Source organism: Spongiimicrobium sp. 3-5, assembly GCF_046557915.1.
Taxonomy (GTDB): Bacteria; Bacteroidota; Bacteroidia; order Flavobacteriales; family Flavobacteriaceae; genus JBHEBG01.
On the sequence record NZ_JBHEBG010000001.1, the window covers coordinates 715,731 to 734,148 of the forward strand.

Here is an 18,418-nt window from a genome sequence, read left to right on the forward strand (position 1 = left end):
CATTATGAAAAATTTTGGAACACTGCTTACGGTACTATTCTTCTTGGTTATTTCTTGCAAGGATGGTTACCAAGGGAAGTACTTGCCTAAGTCCATTGGCGCTATTAATTCGTTGGCCGTGGTTATGGACCAACAACTTTGGGAAGGTCCTGTGGGAGACAGTGTAAGGGCACATTTTGCGGCGCCCATCCTCGGACTTCCTTGGGAAGAGCCCCTTTTTACCATAAACCATATGCCTAGTAAAGTATTCTCGGGCTCTATTCGTAATACCCGCTCGGTTCTGGTGGTAGATCAAGATAGCCTTAACATCGCCCACATTAAAAAGGATGTCTATGCTGGGCCGCAACGAATAGCGGTAATAAAAGGCAGAACCGACGATGAAATTATTCAAAACTTGGATTCCAAAGCCGACGAAATTATTGCGGCCTTTAAAAACCTGGAAATAAAGGAAACGCAAAAACGCTTTTTAAGGTCGCTAAATAAAGAGGGGGTACTAGAAAGGAAGTTTGGAATCTCATTAGACCTGCCATCTGTATATAGGGTGGGGAAAGAGGAAGACAATTTTGTTTGGATTGATCGTCAAATACTCAAAGGAAACATGAATATTATTGCCTATGCCATGCCTTCCGATAGCTTTACCAATGACTCTACTTTTGTGGGCGATATTGTAAGGATGAGAGATTCCATAGGCAAGAAGTATATTCCTGGCCCAGATGTGCCAACCACATATATGATAACCGAAAAGGCTTTTGCCCCCTACGTGTTTCCTTCTGAAGTAGCAGGAAAAAAGGCGGCCGAGGTAAAAGGGATTTGGGAAATACATGGTTATCCAATGGCCGGCCCTTTTATAACATATATCATTAATGACCCGGAAAACAACAGGAAATTGGTTTTAGAAGGTTTTACCTTTGCCCCGGCAACCGAAAAAAGAGAATATATGTTTGAGCTCGAAGCCATTCTGAAAACGTTGAAGTTTAAGACAAATAAAGGATAACCGATCAAAGAACAGAACTTGATAGAACTAAAAAAGCGCCCTTAATTGGGCGCTTTTTTCGGTTAGGTTGGTTGTCTTTGGGTCTTAATCGAATGCAAAACCTGTTGAAATTCTGAACAAAAAAGCGTAAAGAACAATAAGGAGACTGGCGAAACAAAACCAGGAAAACGCTTTAAAATAGGATTTTACAAAAGCATTCCCCAAATTTCTGAAAGCTTCCTTATATATTTCCTTTAGAAGTAGTAGGTTTTTCATAATGCGGAATTTTGGTTATGATTGGTTTGTTACTTTATATAACTAGTAATCCGTTGTTTACGTATTTATTCTTCAATGTTTGTTGCGAAGGGAAAGGTTTTAGTGGTGAAACTCAAATTTTATGGGCGTCCCCGCCTTTGTACAAGACCGTTTAGGGTGTCTTAATAACAGGACAAAAACAAAGAAAGCACAAAAAAACCGCCATGGTTTTCACCAGGCGGCTTTTATCTAAGCGGGTTGTTTTGGTTAATTACATTTTTACAATGATGAATTCAGACCTTCTGTTTTGTTCGTGTTGTTTACGGTTGCAGCGAATACTACCGTCACAGCCATTAAGTAGTCTTTCCTCTCCATATCCTATGGCGCTTTCTATGCGGTCCGGGGCTATTCCTTTGGAGATTAGATAATCTTTAGAAGATTTGGCCCTGTTATTAGAGAGATACTTGTTATAAGCTCGCGAACCAATGGCATCGGTATGCGATTCAATTTTGATGACCATCTTGGGATATTCGTTCATCACTTCAACCAGTTTATCCAATTCCTCAGCGGCATCTTTTCTGATATGCGACCTATCAAAGTTAAAGTTGATCATGTTGGTCTTAAGTTTTTTGATGCCTTCTTCGATAACGATCAATTCCTTCAACTTTTTCATGGAAACTTCCACGTTTACCAATTCGTTTTCTTTTGTAACAATGGTTTGCTCATCATCAAAGAACTGGCCACGGGTCGTTTTTACGGTATATTTTGTGGTACTGTCCAAATCTTCAAAGACAAAACTTCCGTCCTGTCCTGTAATGGTTTCTTTTAGTTTGATATTGTTCTCATCCAATAGGGTCACCAAAGCTTCTGGCATTATACTGCCGGTAATAAGCTCGGTAACGACTCCTGCAATCGCATTCTGGTTTTCAATCGTCTCCTCAACAATAAGGCGTTTAAACGAGTAGATATCATCATCGCCCTTACCACCTCTTCTATTAGAGGCAAAAAAGCCTTTGTTGGTCTCCTCGTCCATAATGAACGAAAAGTCATCCTTACTACTATTTATGGGCTTACCAACGTTTTTCACTTCTTTAAACCCTTCCGTTTCATCAAAAGCAACCTCAAAGATATCCAAACCACCAAGGCCTTCATGACCGTTAGAGGAGAAATAGAGTTTTTTGTCATTTATAAACGGGAACATCTCTTTTTGCTCCGTATTTATCTCGGGGCCCAAATTTCTTGGCTCGGAGAAATTTCCGTTACCCAGTACGTCCACTACAAAGATATCCGTGGCACCTATACTTCCTGGCATATCCGAAACGAAGTATAATTTTTTGCCATCTGCACTCAATGCAGGGTGACCGGTGGAATAGTTGTTACTGTTGAAAGATACCTCAACGGCCTCTGTCCATTCGCCGTCTACTTTGGTAGAGGTGTATATCTTAAGGTGGTTTACCCCATTTTTATCGCGCCTTAGTTTTTTGCCGTAATTGTTCCTTGTGAAATACATTACGGAATTGTCGGCGGAAAAGGTTACTGAGGCTTCGTGATATTTTGTGTTGATTTTTTTCGAAAATTTAATGGCATTTTTAACCTCTTGGGACTCTTCGTTTATCTTGGCCACATATAGGTCTAAATACGGTTGATCATTCCATTTATACCGACGGGTACTAAAAAAGGAAGAATCCTTGGCAGAAGCATATACCATTTTATTGTCTTGGTAGAAAGTTGGGGAAAAATCTGAATACTCGGTGTTAATCGCCAAGTTCTTTATTTCAACTTCTTCTTTGGAATCCAGGATTTTGTCTAACACCGATTCGTTGCGCGAAGCAGAGATACGCCTACGCGGCCTTTTGGCGCCTTCTTTCTCTAGTTTTTTATCGTATAAACGCATTAGTCGCTTAGCCCTACCGTATTTTCCTGTACCTTTTAAGGAATGCGAGTATTTAAAGATGTTGTCCGCGGACATTTCCTCTCTGTAATCCTCATATAGTATGTTGTACCAATAATAGGCTTTTTCCATATTGGTATTAAAATAATGTGCGTCGCCGGCCTTCTGGATAATCTCAAAAGAGTAGTTGGATTTGTCCTTGCCTAAGGCTTCTTCATAAAGTTCCGCAGCTTCGGCATACCACATTTTGTTAAAATATTGGTCGGCCTTTTGTATAAGTTTACTTCTATTTGGGTTTTTCTTCCCAAAGATTTTTTTGACCTTTAATTTTTCTGGTTTAACATCTTTTTCAGGGCCTTTCTGCAATTGGATTTTTTCTAAAGGGTTGGCAACATTAAGAATCCAAACCTGCTCGGAATAGCGATTGTTTAAATTGGAAACCGCTGCCGTTTTGGCCTCGTTCAAAGAGGAATGTTTTTCTAAGTACACGTAATTAAGGCCGTTTTGTGGGTTGCTGATATAGCCTGCATCAAAACCTTTTTTAAGCAATTTACGGACGGTTCTTTTTGCATTGTCCAAATTACCAAAGACGGCAGAAATTATATAATTTCCGTTGGACACTCCTTTTAAACTTTTTATAGTCCGGCTTTTAATGGTGTTTGCAGTCTTGTCGGTTAATACATCCGATACAACGGATGATGACATCTCTTCGGAATATGGACTATTGAAATCTTCCGCGTGGATTGCCCAGCATAAACAGAAGATGAGTACAGCAATGAGGTTTTTCATGAATTATTTGGGCCAAACAAGAGATAGCTCTTAGATTGGCATCATTATAGGTTAGTGATCATTTAATGAAAACTATTTCTAGCCTGAATACCAAATTTAACAGTTCTTAAACCAGCAACTTAAATTTTGTTGTGAAAGGGCTTTTTTTTGTCGCGTACATCGGATTTATGTGCGTTATATCTTGGGTAAAATGAAAAAATAAGTTCTATTTGGCTAGAGGTCAGCATCTTTTTAAGGTATAGCCTGTAGGCAACAAGAGCAAGACCAATTGGTATAAAAAGACACAAAAAAACACCCTAAAAAAGGGTGTTTCTATAAAGTTTGATGAAAGGCTTTTAGTCTTCCTTCTTTTCCTCTAGTTTTTCGTCTTCTTTGGAAGCATCTTTGAATTCTTTTATGCCACTGCCAAGGCCTCGCATAAGTTCCGGAATTTTTTTCCCTCCAAAAAGTAAAAGAACAACCATTACTACAATGGCTATTTGCCAAGGTCCAATCGCTAAAAATGTATGTAAAGATATCATGGTAATTGATTTATAGGCAAATGTACTAAAAAACTTGCTAGTATATTGTTAATAATAACGCCTTGGGCAGGTTTTAATTGTATTCGCCCACAAATCTGTTTTTGGCCTACAAAACGGATACTTTGGTTTTTTGAAAATGCTATAATTTTTATAAGAACCAAGGCTAAATACATTACTTACCATATATTTGTTACCATGGCCAAGAAAGAGCAAAAAAGAAAAGAAATTAAAAGAAAACTGCTTCATAAGTATAGGCTGGTCATACTTAATGAGAGCACCTTTGAGGAAAAAATATCGTTTAAACTTAGCAGGCTTAACGTCTTTGTAACAGGATCCCTTTTAATTATTGGCTTGATAGGTTTTACAACTTTGCTGATTGCATTTACACCTTTACGCGAATACATTCCCGGGTATTCGTCGACCAAATTAAAACGCCAGGCCACGGAACTTACCTATAAAACGGACTCTTTAGTCCGTGTCTTAAACTATACCAATCGGTATTTGGATAATATCAGGCTAGTTTTAAAAGGCGATATAGAGAATAACCAAATCAACAGGGACTCCTTGTTTGAGCAGTTTAAACTAGATCCGTCCAAAATAGACCTAACACCTATTAGGGAAGATTCCATGCTTAGGGCCGAAGTGGCTTTGGAAGATAAATATAACTTGTTCGAAAGTAACAAAGGCGGTGGCAATCTAGTATTGTTCTCTCCTGTTAGCGGCACAATAACCCAAGGATTTGATGCAGAAAAAAAACATTTTGGCGTAGATGTGGTAGCGCCAAAGGATACGCCTGTAAAAGCAGTGGCGGATGGCACCATAATATTTGCCGAATGGACCACGGAAACAGGGTACGTTGTTGTAATGGAACATACAGAAGGACTGCTTTCCGTCTATAAACACAACGGTTCTTTAAATAAAGGGCAAGGAGATATTGTAAGGACCGGAGAGGTAATTGCATCCATTGGCAATACCGGGGAATTAACCACAGGTCCTCACCTTCACTTTGAGCTTTGGAACGATGGCAGTCCGGTAGATCCGTCGGATTATATCGATTTTAAATAGAAAAAATATGTCCTTAAAATCGTTCGCTGCAAAATTATTTGCCAAAAGAATAGCACAACAAACGGCCAAATGGGCAAACAATCCTATTGAAACCCAAGAAACGGTCTTTAAACATCTGATTGCCTCCGCCAAGGATACAAAGTTCGGAAAAGACCACGGGTTTGAAAAGATAAACTCCCATACAGATTTTGTTGCCCAGATTCCCATTAGGGATTATGAGGATTTAAAGGGCTATATAGAGGAAGTTATAACGGGTAGGCCCAATGTACTTTGGCCGGGGAAACCCAGGTATTTTGCAAAGACCTCGGGTACCACATCAGGAGCCAAGTACATCCCAATTACAGGCGAATCCATTAAGTGTCAGGTAAATGCCTCCAGAAATGCTATACTCAACTACATACACCATACCGGAAACACCCATTTTGTTAATGGTAAGATGATCTTTTTGCAAGGCAGTCCGGAAATGCAAGAAAAAAACGGCATAAAACTGGGCAGACTATCCGGAATATCTGCGCATTACGTACCCAACTATCTTCAAAAAAATAGATTGCCCAGTTGGGAGACCAACTGCATAGCGGATTGGGAAACAAAAGTCGATGAGATTGTTAGAGAGACGGAAAATGAAGACATGACCGTTATTGCTGGCATTCCATCTTGGGTACAAATGTATTTTGAAAAGTTAAATGCAAAGACCCATAAAAAAGTAGGCGATCTTTTTAAAAATTTCCAATTGTTTATTTATGGAGGGGTAAACTATGAACCCTATAGGGCCAAGTTCGAAAACCTTATTGGTAGAAGGGTAGATAGCATAGAGCTGTTTCCTGCAAGCGAAGGTTTTTTTGCCTATCAATATTCACAAAAGGAAAAGGGCATGCTGCTTTTGCTAGATTCGGGCATTTTTTATGAATTTGTTAAGGCATCGGAATTCCATGAGGAAAACGCCAAGCGGATTACAATAAAAGATGTAGAGATTGGAGTAAATTATGTAATGATCATTTCTACAAATGCTGGACTATGGGGATACAATCTTGGAGATACCGTTCAGTTTATTTCGCTTAAACCCTATAAAATAATAGTGTCGGGCCGAATAAAACATTTTATCTCAGCCTTTGGCGAACACGTTATTGCCAAAGAGGTAGAGGAAGCCATGAAATTGGCCATGGACCAAACGGGCGCCTCGGTAAACGAATTTACCGTAGCTCCAGAAATTACCCCAAAAAATGAAGAACTTCCATACCACGAGTGGCTTATAGAGTTTGAAACAATGCCATCGGACATGCATAATTTTATTGAAATACTGGATAATGAACTGCAGCGACAAAACAGCTATTATTATGACCTTATTAAAGGAAAGATTCTTCAGCGTTTAAAAGTAACAAAAGTAAGGCATGGAGGGTTCAATAGTTATATGGCATCCATAGGAAAATTGGGAGGGCAGAACAAGGTACAACGCTTATCCAACGATAGAAAAGTGGCCAACGCTCTACAGCCCTATAAAAAATAAGGCTTCCAAACCATATCATAAATTTAAATTGTAATTTTGCACGAAATCCTTTTATGGGCAAAGTAAAAAACACGACTAGGGCACAAGAATCTACCAATGCCATTGAGCGTTTATATATTACCATGCGCCATCTGTTCAATAGAGGCTTTTACAAGCCCTCTGGCGTATCTGGCGAGGCTTTAAGAAATGCTTTATTGCTGCTTAGGCCCGAAATTTATGGTTCCATTGCCGAGGAGAAAGCAGAATTGAATGGACTGGTCTACGTGCTGGAACGTTTACCGGAAGGCATAGAGCAATGCAGGTTTATAAACCTTACCTCCGATGAAGGTTATGGGACATCACACTTTAAACCAATAATTCCACCAAAAAGAAGAAGAAATTGCTATAGGATAGACCATGAACAGATGAATATTGAGATTACCCGTGGGCGGTCCGATATTTATGACATCCTAACACACCTTACCTTTTTGTTTATCGAATCCCAAAAAATTTGCAAACGTGTACTTATTGAAGATACGGATAAGACCATTCGGGATTGGGACAAGTTAGAGGCTGCGGTAAAGAAAACCAAGCTTACCCAAGCAGAAAAGGAAGTGGCCCTAATACATGTGGCCAATATTTTAGGACGGTCATTCACAGATGTCCGGGAGGTTTATGAGCAGTTTTCTACCCAACGTAACCCAGAACGTTTTCTAAAGATTGTTTATTGGCTGGGTAAATTGGCAATAGAAGAAGAGACAACTGGAGAAAAAAGAGCCATTACTTTTGGGGTTCTTTTGCGCGAGCGACTAGGACATCATATCCATGGAGAACGATGGGCCAATACCATAAAGGAGGTACTGACAAAAAACGAATTATTGCAAAGACCCATACACATCATAAGCGCCAATATGCACAGCGTTATGAACTCCTTGTTTGCAAGAAAGGCCTTGGCAAAGGAATTTCCGGATAAAGATTCTTTGGAAATCTATGAGGCCTTGAGCTCTTCTAAAAATGAGGCCCTGCGAGAGAAGGTGATAAACATGGCCAAAAAAAATGGGATGATATCCATTGCGGATGTATCGGGTACCAATATAGACGTGCAAATATTCGATATGGCAAAATTAGGTCAGGACGCTTGCTGCTATGATCTTCCCAAAGGAATCCCCGAAGATGAAAAACCCGTTATATTTGTAATGGACTATGCTTTTGGAGAGCAAGCCTATGAAACCATAGATGAGTTATTAAAACCGTATAAAATTAAGAAAAAAGAAAAGGTATTAATGGACGTGGCCTCCATTTCCATTATGGGGAAAGCAGGGATCTTGGAAGGTGGGAAAGGCGATTTAATGATACCTTCGGCGCATTTGTTTGAGGGAACAGCGGATAATTACCCTTTTAAAAATGAACTTTGTGCTAAGGATTTTGAAGGATATGGCCTAAAAGTATTGGAAGGAACCATGGTGACCGTTTTGGGAACCTCACTTCAGAACAAGGATATACTCAAATTTTTCCATGAGTCTACCTGGAATGCCATAGGATTGGAAATGGAAGGTGTGCATTATCAAAAGGCCATACAGTCTGCCTCCAAGATTAGAAAAAGCATTCGCGAGGATGTTAAGGTTAGATATGCATATTATGCCTCGGACAACCCTTTGGAAACGGGCAGTACCTTGGCGTCCGGAGGATTGGGCACCACAGGGGTAAAACCAACATACTTAATTACGGATAAGATTTTAGAACAGATATTCAACACATAATTATGGCAGAAAATCAAACAACAAATAATACATCTTCCGATGAAATAGATTTGGGTCAACTGTTCCAAATGATAGGGAGAGGTTTTCAAAGGGTCTTCAGGTTTATTTTAAGAGTTTTCCTATATCTGAAAAAAAACGTTTTTGTTTTGGTAGGTCTCGCGGCAATCGGAATAGCCCTGGGAGTTGCCCTCAATCAAATAGTAGAGAAAAGGCTTAAAACAGAAGTGATTGTTAAACCAAATTTGGAAACTAAAAACTACCTATATGATGTGGTTGATGAGATACAAGCCAATATACGTGCAAAGGACACTTCCTTTTTTAAGGGCGTAGGTATTGAAATAATGAACTTCCAAGGATATGAAATAACGATCGAAGCGGCTTCGGAAGCTACCGATAATGCTGATGTTGAGAATGATTTAAAGTACCTGGAGCTACTTCAAAAATTTAAAAACGAGGGCTTTGTCTCGGACGTGGTAAGATCTGAGATATTGAATAAAAGCTCGTTAAACCACAGAATTACATTTTATTATAAGAACAAGAAGATCGGAAGGGACTTTTCCGAGAAGTTGATCACCTATATTAATTCTAACCAATATTTTAACGATTTAATAAAAGTCAATCGTCAAAATGCGGAGGAGCGAATAAACCAAAATGAAAGTATTGTTGCTCAGATCGATGCGCTTATCTCTCAATATGCCACAAAAATGGCCCAAGAGGATAATATGGAGCAGGGGACCATTGTTCTTGATAATGAAGAACAATTGGATATCACCGGCCTTTTTAATCTTAAGAATGCTCTAATCAGAGATATAGAACAAAAAAGGTTAGAGCTGCAAGAACAATTACAACCTATAAGTATCATCAACTTTGGAAACATACAGCCAGTTCAAAAATCTTTTTTTGGCAAACATATTATACTCCTGCCATCCATACTCATAGGATTGTTCTTTTTAATTTCCATTCTTAAATACCTCAACAGAAAAGCCAAGGAAATGCATGTATGATGAAGGCAAGAACATACTTGTTTCTGGAGGCGTCGGTTTTATCGGCAGCAACTTCATCCCTTTTTTGTTAAAAGAAAACACTACTTATAACATTATTAATCTTGATAAGCTCACTTATGCCGGTAATACCAATAACTTAATAGAGGTCACAGACCATGACAGGTATCAGTTTGTTAAGGGTGATATTTGTAATTCTGAATTAGTGTTTTCCATTTTTGAAGAGCATAACATTACCGGGGTAATACATTTTGCCGCAGAATCCCATGTAGATAACTCCATCGCGAACCCAGAGGGCTTTATCCAGACCAATATTAATGGAACCTTTGTTTTATTGGAAGCAGCACGAAGTCATTGGATGAATGAATTTGGCGGACCCAAGGAAGAATTTAAAAATGCCAGATTTCATCATATTTCAACCGACGAGGTTTATGGAAGTTTAGGAGAAGAGGGGCATTTCACCGAAAAAACACCATATGCCCCCAATAGCCCGTATAGCGCCTCAAAGGCTGCTGCGGATTTTTTGGTAAGAAGCTACTATCGCACTTATGGCCTTAATACCGTTACAAGTAACTGCTCCAATAATTATGGCCCAAAGCAACATGATGAAAAACTTATACCAACAATAATCCGAAAGGCCCTTGCCGGAGAACCCATTCCTATCTACGGGGACGGTAAGAATGTCCGCGACTGGTTATATGTGCTTGATCACTGTAAGGGGATAGATCGGGTATTTAAGAAAGGAGTTGCCGGAAGCACCTATTTAATAGGCGGAAATAATGAACACAATAATTTGTACATTGCCCAAAGGATATGTACTATCTTGAACAGCATTAAACCGAGACCAACAGGTAATTATAATGAACTAATTACGTTTGTAAAAGACCGGTTGGGACATGATTACAGATACGCAATAGACGCGAGTAAGATTCAAAGCGAATTGGAGTGGAAACCGGAGACAACGTTTGATCAAGGCCTAGAGAAAACCGTTAAATGGTACGTTCATAAGTATTTAAATAAATAAGGTGAAAGGAATAATATTGGCAGGCGGATCGGGTACACGATTATACCCATTGACATTGGCTATGAGCAAACAACTAATGCCTGTATACGATAAGCCCATGGTTTATTACCCCTTGTCCACCTTGATGTCAGCTGGAATAAGGGAGATCCTGATCATTACAACCCGGGAGGATATCCCTTTATTTAAAAAACTCTTGGGCAATGGTTCACAATTTGGATGTAGCTTTAATTATGCCGTTCAAAAAGAACCTAAGGGTTTAGCGGAGGCTTTTTTAATTGGGGAGGATTTTATTGGGGAAGATAAGGTTGCCCTAATCTTGGGAGATAATATTTTCTATGGTTCAGGGTTGGCCAATCTCTTACAGAAAAATACCGATCCCACCGGCGGGATTATATTTGGTTATCACGTACAAGACCCACAGAGATATGGGGTTGTGGAATTTGATGGGGAAGGAAAGGCAATTTCCATAGAAGAGAAACCGCAAAATCCAAAATCCAACTATGCGGTTCCCGGCATTTACTTTTATGACAACATGGTTGTTGATATTGCCAAAGGAATAAGACCGAGTCAAAGGGGTGAATTGGAAATTACCGATGTTAACAAAGCCTACTTGGAGAAGGGAAAATTGCATGTGAGCATTCTTGATAGAGGTACTGCTTGGCTCGATACTGGCACTTTCAGCTCGTTGATGCAAGCTTCTCAATTTGTGGAGGTTATTGAGGAAAGGCAAGGGTTAAAAGTAGGTTCTATAGAGGAAACAGCATATATCATGGGTTATATATCTAAAACAGAACTGCATAAATTGGCCAAACCATTACTAAAGAGCGGCTATGGATCTTATCTTATGCAACTCGATTAATATTTTTGGTAAACCAAGGTACTAAAAGAAAGTATTTAAGACGTGAAAATTACGGAGACCCATCTTAAGGGATGTTATGTGATAGAACCCACGATTCATGAAGATGAACGTGGTTCTTTTTTTGAATCCTTCAATCAAAAGGAGTTTGAGGAAACCCTAGGTCAAAAAATCCAATTTGTACAGGATAATCATTCCATATCCAGAAAAGGGGTTTTAAGGGGCTTACACTTTCAGAAAGGGAAATATGCCCAGTCCAAATTGGTAAGGGTGACGCATGGCGCAGCTTTGGACGTTGTGGTGGATCTTAGGAAAGGCAGCACTACTTTTGGGAATTATTTTAAAATAAAGTTATCCGACCAGAACAATAAGATAGTTTTTATGCCCAAAGGAATGGCCCATGGTTTTTTGTCACTGTGCAATGACACCCACTTTGTATATAAATGCGATGCTTATTATAATAAAGAAGCTGAAGGTGGGATTCTCTATAATGATCCAGATTTGGGTATTGATTGGGAATTGCCTTTAGAAGAAATAATACTTTCTCCGAAAGATATGGAATTGAGATCTTTTAAAGATTTTACGAAATGATTCGTGTATTGGTTACTGGTGCCAATGGGCAGTTGGGCAAGAGCATTGCAAAGATGGCGGCCAAATATCCTGAGATAGCTTTCAGTTTTAAGGATGCAACTGTTTTGGATATCACCAATCCCATCAGCGTACAGGATGCTTTTCGGACAGGAAGTTTCAATTTTTGCATAAACTGTGCAGCGTACACCCATGTAGAACAAGCAGAAAAAGATCCTGAAATAGCATTTCTGATAAATGCGGAAGGAGTGAAGAATGTTTCCATGGCTTGTAAAACAAACAGCGTGGTTTTAATTCATATTTCCACCGATTATGTTTTTGATGGAGAAAAAAGAACGCCCTATACAATCAATGATTTACCTAATCCAATTAATGAATATGGAAAATCTAAGCTCAAAGGTGAGCAGTATGTTAAGCGTTTGCTGCAAAAATATCATATTATAAGGACCTCCTGGCTATATTCGGAGTTTGGGAACAATTTTTATAAAACTATTATAGAAAAGGCAAAGACTGAAAAAATCTTATATGTTACCGACGAGCAAATAGGATGCCCCACAAATGCCCATAATTTGGCTCAACATATTCTAGGTATTGTTATGGACAACAATGAAAACTATGGAATTCATCACTTCACCGATGATGAGCCAATGACTTGGTATGGATTTGCAGAAAAAATTCTTCGAGAAAACGGCTTCAAAGAGAAAGTAAGACTTGAAAAGCCTAAGAATTATCGTACTTTTGCTGCGAGGCCAAGTTATAGTGTATTAAATTAAAATGTATAATGAATTTTAAAGGCAAATCACTTTTGATAACAGGGGGAACAGGATCTTTGGGAAAGGCGTTAACCACTCATATTTTATCAAATTACCCGGAAATAAGGAGATTGATTATTTTTTCCAGAGATGAGCAAAAGCAATTCCAAATGGCTCAAGAATATCCGGCAACCAAGTTTCCTCAAATTAAATATGTAATCGGTGATGTCAGAGACAAAATGAGGTTAATTAGGGCATTTAAAGGCGTTGATTATGTGATTCATGCCGCTGCAATGAAACATGTACATATTGCGGAGTACAACCCGGAGGAATGTGTTAAAACAAATATTGGAGGCGCACAAAACGTGGTGGACGCATGTTTTGAAACAAATGTACAACGGGTCGTAGCATTATCTACGGATAAGGCATGTGCACCAATTAACTTATATGGTGCAACTAAGCTAACATCAGATAAATTGTTTATAGCCGCCAACAATATTAAGGGAGATAATTCTATTCGTTTTTCAGTAGTGCGATACGGGAATGTTATGGGCTCCAATGGTTCTGTAATACCCTTTTTTATTGATAAAAGGAAAAATGGCGTGCTTCCTATTACAGATCCCAATATGACTAGGTTTAATATTTCGTTACAAGGTGGAGTAGATATGGTAATGCATGCTCTAGAGAATGCATGGGGTGGAGAATTGTTCGTGCCTAAAATCCCTTCTTATAAAATTATGGATATCGCCGAGGCTGTTGGTCCAAAATGCGAAAAACCAATAGTTGGAATAAGGCCTGGGGAAAAAATTCATGAGGAGATGATTACTGCTTCGGACTCATTTTACACGTATGATTTGGGAAAATATTATGTAATAGTTCCTGCGACACGTGAATGGAGTTTAAAAGATTTTGTTCTTGAATTTAAAGCCAAAAAAGTTTCAGAAGGTTTTAGCTATAATTCTGGAGAAAACAAAGAATGGGAATCTATTGATAGTTTAAGAAAACTTATAAAAGAACATGTAGATTCTAATTTTAAAATATAATGAAACAAGGGAGTTACATGTGTAAACAATGAGCAAAGAAAAAATTTTGATTTTTGGGATTACGGGCATGGCGGGGCATGTAATATTTAAGTACTTGTCTGATTTGGGAAATTACCATATTGTAGGAACCTCTTTCAGAAGGAAGTTTAATGAAGATACTATTTTACTAGATATAACTGACTTTCACGAAGTGAAAAAAGTTATAGAAAGGACCAAGCCGAGATATGTAATAAATGCAATAGGAGTTTTAATTAAGGGCTCTCAACATTCTGCTAGCAATGCTATTTTAGTAAACAGTTATTTTCCACATTTTTTAGAACAAAGTTGTAAATTAATAGGGGCAAAATTAATTCATATTAGCACCGATTGTGTTTTTTCTGGTAATGATTATGGAAATTACAAAGAAGACTCATTTAGAGATGGGGACGATGTTTATGCGCGGTCTAAAGCCTTGGGTGAAATCATCAATGATTCCAACCTAACTATCAGAACTTCAATAATAGGTCCGGAGCTAAAGGGAAATGGAGAAGGACTTTTTCACTGGTTTATGAAACAAGACGGAGAAATTGGCGGATATGCCAATGCTTTTTGGAGCGGTGTTACAACCTTAGAATTGGCGAAAGGGATACATAGAAGTATATTGAACGATATTACTGGAATATTTCACTTAACAAATAACACTAAAATATCAAAGTACAAATTACTTAGGTTGTTTAAAGATATTTGGCAGAAGAAAACAGTTACTATCAATAAGGTTGAGAACAAGATCAAAGACAAGAGTTTTATAAATACAAGGTACCCGGAATTTACTGTTGCCTTTAGTTATAAGGAAATGTTAATCGAACAACGCGAATTTATGCTACAGAATAAAGAGAAGTTTAATTATATTGAAGAATATGGCGTTTAATGCACCGTAAAACAAAACAAACACATTACATTATTATGAATAAATTTATTGGTGACGTATTGAGATTTTTAAAGCTAGATTGGATAATAATTTTTCTCCCAAAGAAAGGCTTTTTATACACCACAGGTTGGAGAAAAAGCATTCTGGCTAAAAAGCCTTTGAATCAGAAAAAAATGCCAATACCTTGGCTGACATATTCGTTCTTGGACTTCTTTGAGAGTAGACTAACCAAAGACATGAAGGTGTTTGAGTATGGGGCAGGGAATTCGACATTGTGGTTTGCCTCAAGGGTTGGTAGTGTGGCATCCGTAGATCATAATCAAGAATGGTATGACTATATAAAATCTACTTTTCCTGATAATGTAAGCTTAGCTTTAAGAATATACCCAGATGAAAAGATAGACTTTCATAAGAGAGCGTTTCTTCCGTTTGAAAAAGAATCTGAATATTCTAAATATATTTTAGACACAGACGAACTTTATGATATTATTGTTGTAGATGGTATAGATAGAAATAATTCCATTAAGTATGCCGTTGAAAAAGTCAGTAAAAATGGGGTGATAATTGTTGATAATTTGGAATATGAAAAAGAATTTTCAGAAGGAGTGAACTTTTTATTCAATAACAACTACAAACTTTTACCTTTTTGGGGGTTGTCTCCTGGCGTTTATCATAAGACCTGTACAGGAATTTTTTATAAAGAAAACAACTGTTTAGATATATAGATACAGTTTTGAGTTTTGTACAATGAAACGTTTCAGATAGGAGATTAGTAGCTAATGCATAAAAAACATCAATCAAAACCAGGACAATATTGATAACATAGCCGTCATTCTTTATAAATGTTATTGACCAATAAAAACATCCTTGCGAATATTGTAGGCAGAGGGTGGAGTATGTTTTCTGTTTTCGTTTTTATTCCGATTTACATTGCTATACTCGGAATTAAAATGTATGGGGTAATCAGTTTTTATGCAGTTCTTCAAGGGATTTTAATTTTTGCAGATGCTGGCTTAACAGCAACATTGAGAAGGGAGCTGGCCAAAGGAGATGCCTCTGTCGAAAGTAGAAAAAAAAAATATAAAATACTTCGGTCTATTGAATTTGCATACTTCTTAATCGTTTTTGGAATCGTTCTTTTTACCTTCTTGTTTTCCGATTTTATTGTTCAAAATTGGCTGAACATTGAAGATTTAGACATGCAGTCAACAAAAAGAAGTATACAGATAATGGGCCTAGCTCTAGGCCTTAATTTTTTGTCGACTTTATACCAAGGGGGGTTATTGGGAATGGAAAAGCAGGTTAAAGCCAACACCTTTCAAATAATTTGGAGTCTGCTTAAAAATGGTGGAGTAATTGTGGTAATCCTTTTAATAGATAAAGCATTGACCACTTTTTTTTTGTGGCAGGCAGCAATAAATTTGTTGTACGCTTTGCTACTTCGCTATGTTTTGCTTAGTTCATTAAAAGGGAAACAAATTTTTAGGTGGAAATTTACCGAAGATATTAAAATATTAAAAACTGTTTGGAGGTATGCGACGGGCATGCTGATTATTTCTATAATCGCGGCTATTAATTCTCAGTTCGATAAACTTATTGTTAGCAATCTCTTCTCCGTTTCGGATTTGGGAATATATACAGTTGCTTATTCTTTAGCAATGGTTCCAGTAATTCTTTCAGGGCCGATTGCCACAGCAATTTTCCCTAGACTAGTCAATTTCTTTGATCAAAAATCGAAGAAGCAACTCATAAAAATTTTCAACAACTCGTTTGTTTTAGTTCTTCTTTTAGCTAGTTCTGCAGGAATCGTTTTGGCACTTAATGCCAATTTATTTTTGATGCTCTGGACACAAAATCATGAAATAGCTAATTTGGCAACCTTACCTGCAAGATTTTTGCTTTTGGGACAAGTACTTCTTGCTTTTCAGATTATTCCCTTTAATTTGGCTTTGGCAAAAGGAAATACAAAAATCACTATTTTATCTGGTAGTGCCGGATTACTTATTTTGATACCAATGGTAATTTTCATGGCAAAAAACTATGGGATGTCAGGGGCTGCATTTTCGTGGTTTATTACAAGTATTATCATGACACCTATATATATTGTTTTAGTGCTGAAAAAGACGATGAATTTCCAAATTGTCAAATGGTTTCTTGTTTATTTGATTAAACCCTTTGGAATTATAGTTTCAGGGAACCTTTTTTTTTATTTAGTTAAACCTTCAATTATTTCAAAGCCTTTATTTGGATTGATATATATAACAATAACTTCATTTTTGGTTTTGTTGATTTCTTTCAATATAGTGTTCAATATAAAAATTAAAAACACTTTAAAATTCATTCAAAATGAACTGTTTGCTTAGCATAATTATACCTACTAAAAATCGGTACAATACATTATTGCCTTTATTGGATTATCTAATTAGTATTAAATCGAATCAACTGGAAATTGTTATTCAAGATAATAGTGATGACAATAATTCTATATTAAAATTTCTTAATGCGAATCCTGACAGAAAACTTTCTTACTTCCATACCAATAAAAAATTATCACAAACTGGGAATTCAGATTTGGCCGTAAAGAACTCCCAAGGGGAATATGTTTGTTTTATTGGTGATGATGATGGGGTAATGCCATATATTGTAGATATTGTTCAATGGATGAAAAACGAAGGTGTTGACGTCGTGAAAGGGCATAAACCCCATTATTCATGGCCCGGTCTACAAATAAGCTACTTAGAAGAAGATGTGTCTGGGGTTTTAAGGTATAAGAAATGGAATAATAAAGTTAGATCTATCGATTGCAAAAAGGAATTAAATAACACCCTATCAAAAGGGGGTACAACTCTAACTATGCTGCCTTGTTTATACCATGGTATAGTTTCAAGGGCTGTGTTAGATAGGATATATGCAAAGACCAATTCCTATTTCCCTGGACCAAGTCCTGATATGGCTAATGCAATTGCCTTATGTTTTTATGTAGACAATTATAAATTTTTAGATTTTCCGGTAGTTGTAAGCGGAAAATCATCAAGTAGTATCGGCGGTCAAGGAGTATTGCATAAACATATAGCCCGTATAGAAGATGTGGCGCATCTCCCAAGTAGCACAAAAAATAATTGGAGCACTAAAATACCAAAATACTGGACAGGACCTACCATTTGGGCAGAGTCTACAATTAAATCCCTTGAAGCATGTGGGAGATCATCTAAAATGAACCGCATGGATTTTTCACATTTGTACGCTGAATTGTTTGTGTTTGAATTTAAGTACCGCAAACAAATTTTTAAAAATTTTGGTCATTCAATATATAGCGCTTCCTTTTTCATTAACCTAGTTAAGATTTTCATAAAAAGGACTTTTACGTTTATACTAAATAAAACGAAGGTTAAAATTAATTCAAGAAATGGAGTTAAAGATATTGGTCAAGCGATTGCCATATTGGAAAAAGAAGTTGACAAAAATTATTTATTCTTTTTAAACAAGGATAAGAGCGTTTAAAGTTAGGTT

The 18,418-nt window shown here is 37.4% G+C and carries 17 protein-coding genes; 14 read left to right on the forward strand and 3 right to left on the reverse strand.

Translation table 11 applies throughout. From position 1 onward, the window contains the following. The first annotated feature begins 4 nt into the window (after positions 1–4). Positions 5–994: a DUF4837 family protein gene (locus ACEQ81_RS03130; protein ID WP_411029387.1), complete on the forward strand. Its 990-nt coding sequence runs from the start codon at positions 5–7 to the stop codon at positions 992–994. A gap of 84 nt (positions 995–1,078) precedes the next feature. Here ACEQ81_RS03130 and ACEQ81_RS03135 read toward each other — a convergent pair whose 3' ends face one another. The 3 genes from ACEQ81_RS03135 to ACEQ81_RS03145 form a co-directional block, all read right to left on the reverse strand. Beyond that, entirely contained in the window at positions 1,079–1,249 is a 171-nt protein-coding gene (locus ACEQ81_RS03135) for a DUF6747 family protein (protein ID WP_411029388.1), read from the reverse strand. A 250-nt stretch (positions 1,250–1,499) separates the two neighbouring features. After that, the gene (locus ACEQ81_RS03140; protein ID WP_411029389.1) at positions 1,500–3,908 is read right to left on the reverse strand and encodes an OmpA family protein; all 2,409 of its coding nucleotides are present in this window, start codon (positions 3,906–3,908) and stop codon (positions 1,500–1,502) included. Between the two features lie 335 nt (positions 3,909–4,243). Next, on the reverse strand, positions 4,244–4,429 hold the full coding sequence (locus ACEQ81_RS03145; RefSeq protein WP_411029390.1) for a twin-arginine translocase TatA/TatE family subunit: 186 nt from the start codon (positions 4,427–4,429) through the stop codon (positions 4,244–4,246). Positions 4,430–4,624: 195 nt separating this feature from the next. On the opposite strand from ACEQ81_RS03145, the gene ACEQ81_RS03150 reads away from it, so the two are divergent. The 13 genes from ACEQ81_RS03150 to ACEQ81_RS03210 all read left to right on the forward strand — a co-directional run bounded on the left by ACEQ81_RS03150 (position 4,625) and on the right by ACEQ81_RS03210 (position 18,409). Continuing rightward, positions 4,625–5,494 carry a M23 family metallopeptidase gene (locus ACEQ81_RS03150; protein WP_411029391.1) on the forward strand — a complete coding sequence of 290 codons (870 nt, stop codon included), beginning with the start codon at positions 4,625–4,627 and terminating at the stop codon, positions 5,492–5,494. A 7-nt stretch (positions 5,495–5,501) separates the two neighbouring features. Beyond that, positions 5,502–6,998 carry a GH3 auxin-responsive promoter family protein gene (locus ACEQ81_RS03155; protein WP_411029392.1) on the forward strand — a complete coding sequence of 499 codons (1,497 nt, stop codon included), beginning with the start codon at positions 5,502–5,504 and terminating at the stop codon, positions 6,996–6,998. 53 nt (positions 6,999–7,051) lie between these two features. Then, positions 7,052–8,737, forward strand: coding sequence for a DUF6909 family protein (locus ACEQ81_RS03160; RefSeq protein WP_411029393.1), 1,686 nt, complete (start codon positions 7,052–7,054; stop codon positions 8,735–8,737). Positions 8,738–8,739: 2 nt separating this feature from the next. Continuing rightward, a complete protein-coding gene (locus tag ACEQ81_RS03165; RefSeq protein ID WP_411029394.1) occupies positions 8,740–9,741 on the forward strand; it encodes a hypothetical protein in 1,002 nt (333 codons plus the stop codon). Beyond that, positions 9,734–10,762 carry a dTDP-glucose 4,6-dehydratase gene (gene rfbB / locus ACEQ81_RS03170; RefSeq protein WP_411029395.1) on the forward strand — a complete coding sequence of 343 codons (1,029 nt, stop codon included), beginning with the start codon at positions 9,734–9,736 and terminating at the stop codon, positions 10,760–10,762. The genes ACEQ81_RS03165 and rfbB overlap by 8 nt, the downstream gene beginning before the upstream one ends. A gap of 1 nt (position 10,763) precedes the next feature. Continuing rightward, positions 10,764–11,621: a glucose-1-phosphate thymidylyltransferase RfbA gene (gene rfbA, locus ACEQ81_RS03175; RefSeq protein WP_411029396.1), complete on the forward strand. Its 858-nt coding sequence runs from the start codon at positions 10,764–10,766 to the stop codon at positions 11,619–11,621. A 42-nt stretch (positions 11,622–11,663) separates the two neighbouring features. Beyond that, positions 11,664–12,209, forward strand: a complete 546-nt coding sequence (gene rfbC / locus ACEQ81_RS03180; protein ID WP_411029397.1) for a dTDP-4-dehydrorhamnose 3,5-epimerase — start codon at positions 11,664–11,666, stop codon at positions 12,207–12,209. Next, positions 12,206–12,979 (forward strand): dTDP-4-dehydrorhamnose reductase, encoded by a 774-nt coding sequence (rfbD, locus tag ACEQ81_RS03185; protein ID WP_411029398.1) that lies wholly within the window; start codon positions 12,206–12,208, stop codon positions 12,977–12,979. The genes rfbC and rfbD overlap by 4 nt, the downstream gene beginning before the upstream one ends. Before the next feature lie 8 nt (positions 12,980–12,987). Beyond that, positions 12,988–14,001 (forward strand): UDP-N-acetylglucosamine 4,6-dehydratase (inverting), encoded by a 1,014-nt coding sequence (gene pseB / locus ACEQ81_RS03190; RefSeq protein WP_411029399.1) that lies wholly within the window; start codon positions 12,988–12,990, stop codon positions 13,999–14,001. 28 nt (positions 14,002–14,029) lie between these two features. Then, on the forward strand, positions 14,030–14,908 hold the full coding sequence (locus ACEQ81_RS03195) for a dTDP-4-dehydrorhamnose reductase family protein (protein WP_411029400.1): 879 nt from the start codon (positions 14,030–14,032) through the stop codon (positions 14,906–14,908). 35 nt (positions 14,909–14,943) lie between these two features. After that, positions 14,944–15,633, forward strand: coding sequence for a hypothetical protein (locus ACEQ81_RS03200; RefSeq protein ID WP_411029401.1), 690 nt, complete (start codon positions 14,944–14,946; stop codon positions 15,631–15,633). A 117-nt stretch (positions 15,634–15,750) separates the two neighbouring features. Further along, a complete protein-coding gene (locus ACEQ81_RS03205) occupies positions 15,751–17,271 on the forward strand; it encodes an oligosaccharide flippase family protein (RefSeq protein WP_411029402.1) in 1,521 nt (506 codons plus the stop codon). After that, complete coding sequence (locus ACEQ81_RS03210) at positions 17,255–18,409, forward strand: glycosyltransferase family 2 protein (RefSeq protein WP_411029403.1); 1,155 nt, start codon at positions 17,255–17,257, stop codon at positions 18,407–18,409. The genes ACEQ81_RS03205 and ACEQ81_RS03210 overlap by 17 nt, the downstream gene beginning before the upstream one ends. Positions 18,410–18,418: the final 9 nt, after the last annotated feature.

Coding starts and splice junctions, on each gene's coding strand:
- ACEQ81_RS03130 (WP_411029387.1), top strand. CDS start 5: ATGAAAAATTTTGGAACACTGCTTACGGTACTATTCTTCTTGGTTATT.
- ACEQ81_RS03135 (WP_411029388.1), bottom strand. CDS start 1,249: ATGAAAAACCTACTACTTCTAAAGGAAATATATAAGGAAGCTTTCAGA.
- ACEQ81_RS03140 (WP_411029389.1), bottom strand. CDS start 3,908: ATGAAAAACCTCATTGCTGTACTCATCTTCTGTTTATGCTGGGCAATC.
- ACEQ81_RS03145 (WP_411029390.1), bottom strand. CDS start 4,429: ATGATATCTTTACATACATTTTTAGCGATTGGACCTTGGCAAATAGCC.
- ACEQ81_RS03150 (WP_411029391.1), top strand. CDS start 4,625: ATGGCCAAGAAAGAGCAAAAAAGAAAAGAAATTAAAAGAAAACTGCTT.
- ACEQ81_RS03155 (WP_411029392.1), top strand. CDS start 5,502: ATGTCCTTAAAATCGTTCGCTGCAAAATTATTTGCCAAAAGAATAGCA.
- ACEQ81_RS03160 (WP_411029393.1), top strand. CDS start 7,052: ATGGGCAAAGTAAAAAACACGACTAGGGCACAAGAATCTACCAATGCC.
- ACEQ81_RS03165 (WP_411029394.1), top strand. CDS start 8,740: ATGGCAGAAAATCAAACAACAAATAATACATCTTCCGATGAAATAGAT.
- rfbB (WP_411029395.1), top strand. CDS start 9,734: ATGTATGATGAAGGCAAGAACATACTTGTTTCTGGAGGCGTCGGTTTT.
- rfbD (WP_411029398.1), top strand. CDS start 12,206: ATGATTCGTGTATTGGTTACTGGTGCCAATGGGCAGTTGGGCAAGAGC.
- pseB (WP_411029399.1), top strand. CDS start 12,988: ATGAATTTTAAAGGCAAATCACTTTTGATAACAGGGGGAACAGGATCT.
- ACEQ81_RS03195 (WP_411029400.1), top strand. CDS start 14,030: ATGAGCAAAGAAAAAATTTTGATTTTTGGGATTACGGGCATGGCGGGG.
- ACEQ81_RS03200 (WP_411029401.1), top strand. CDS start 14,944: ATGAATAAATTTATTGGTGACGTATTGAGATTTTTAAAGCTAGATTGG.
- ACEQ81_RS03205 (WP_411029402.1), top strand. CDS start 15,751: ATGTTATTGACCAATAAAAACATCCTTGCGAATATTGTAGGCAGAGGG.
- ACEQ81_RS03210 (WP_411029403.1), top strand. CDS start 17,255: ATGAACTGTTTGCTTAGCATAATTATACCTACTAAAAATCGGTACAAT.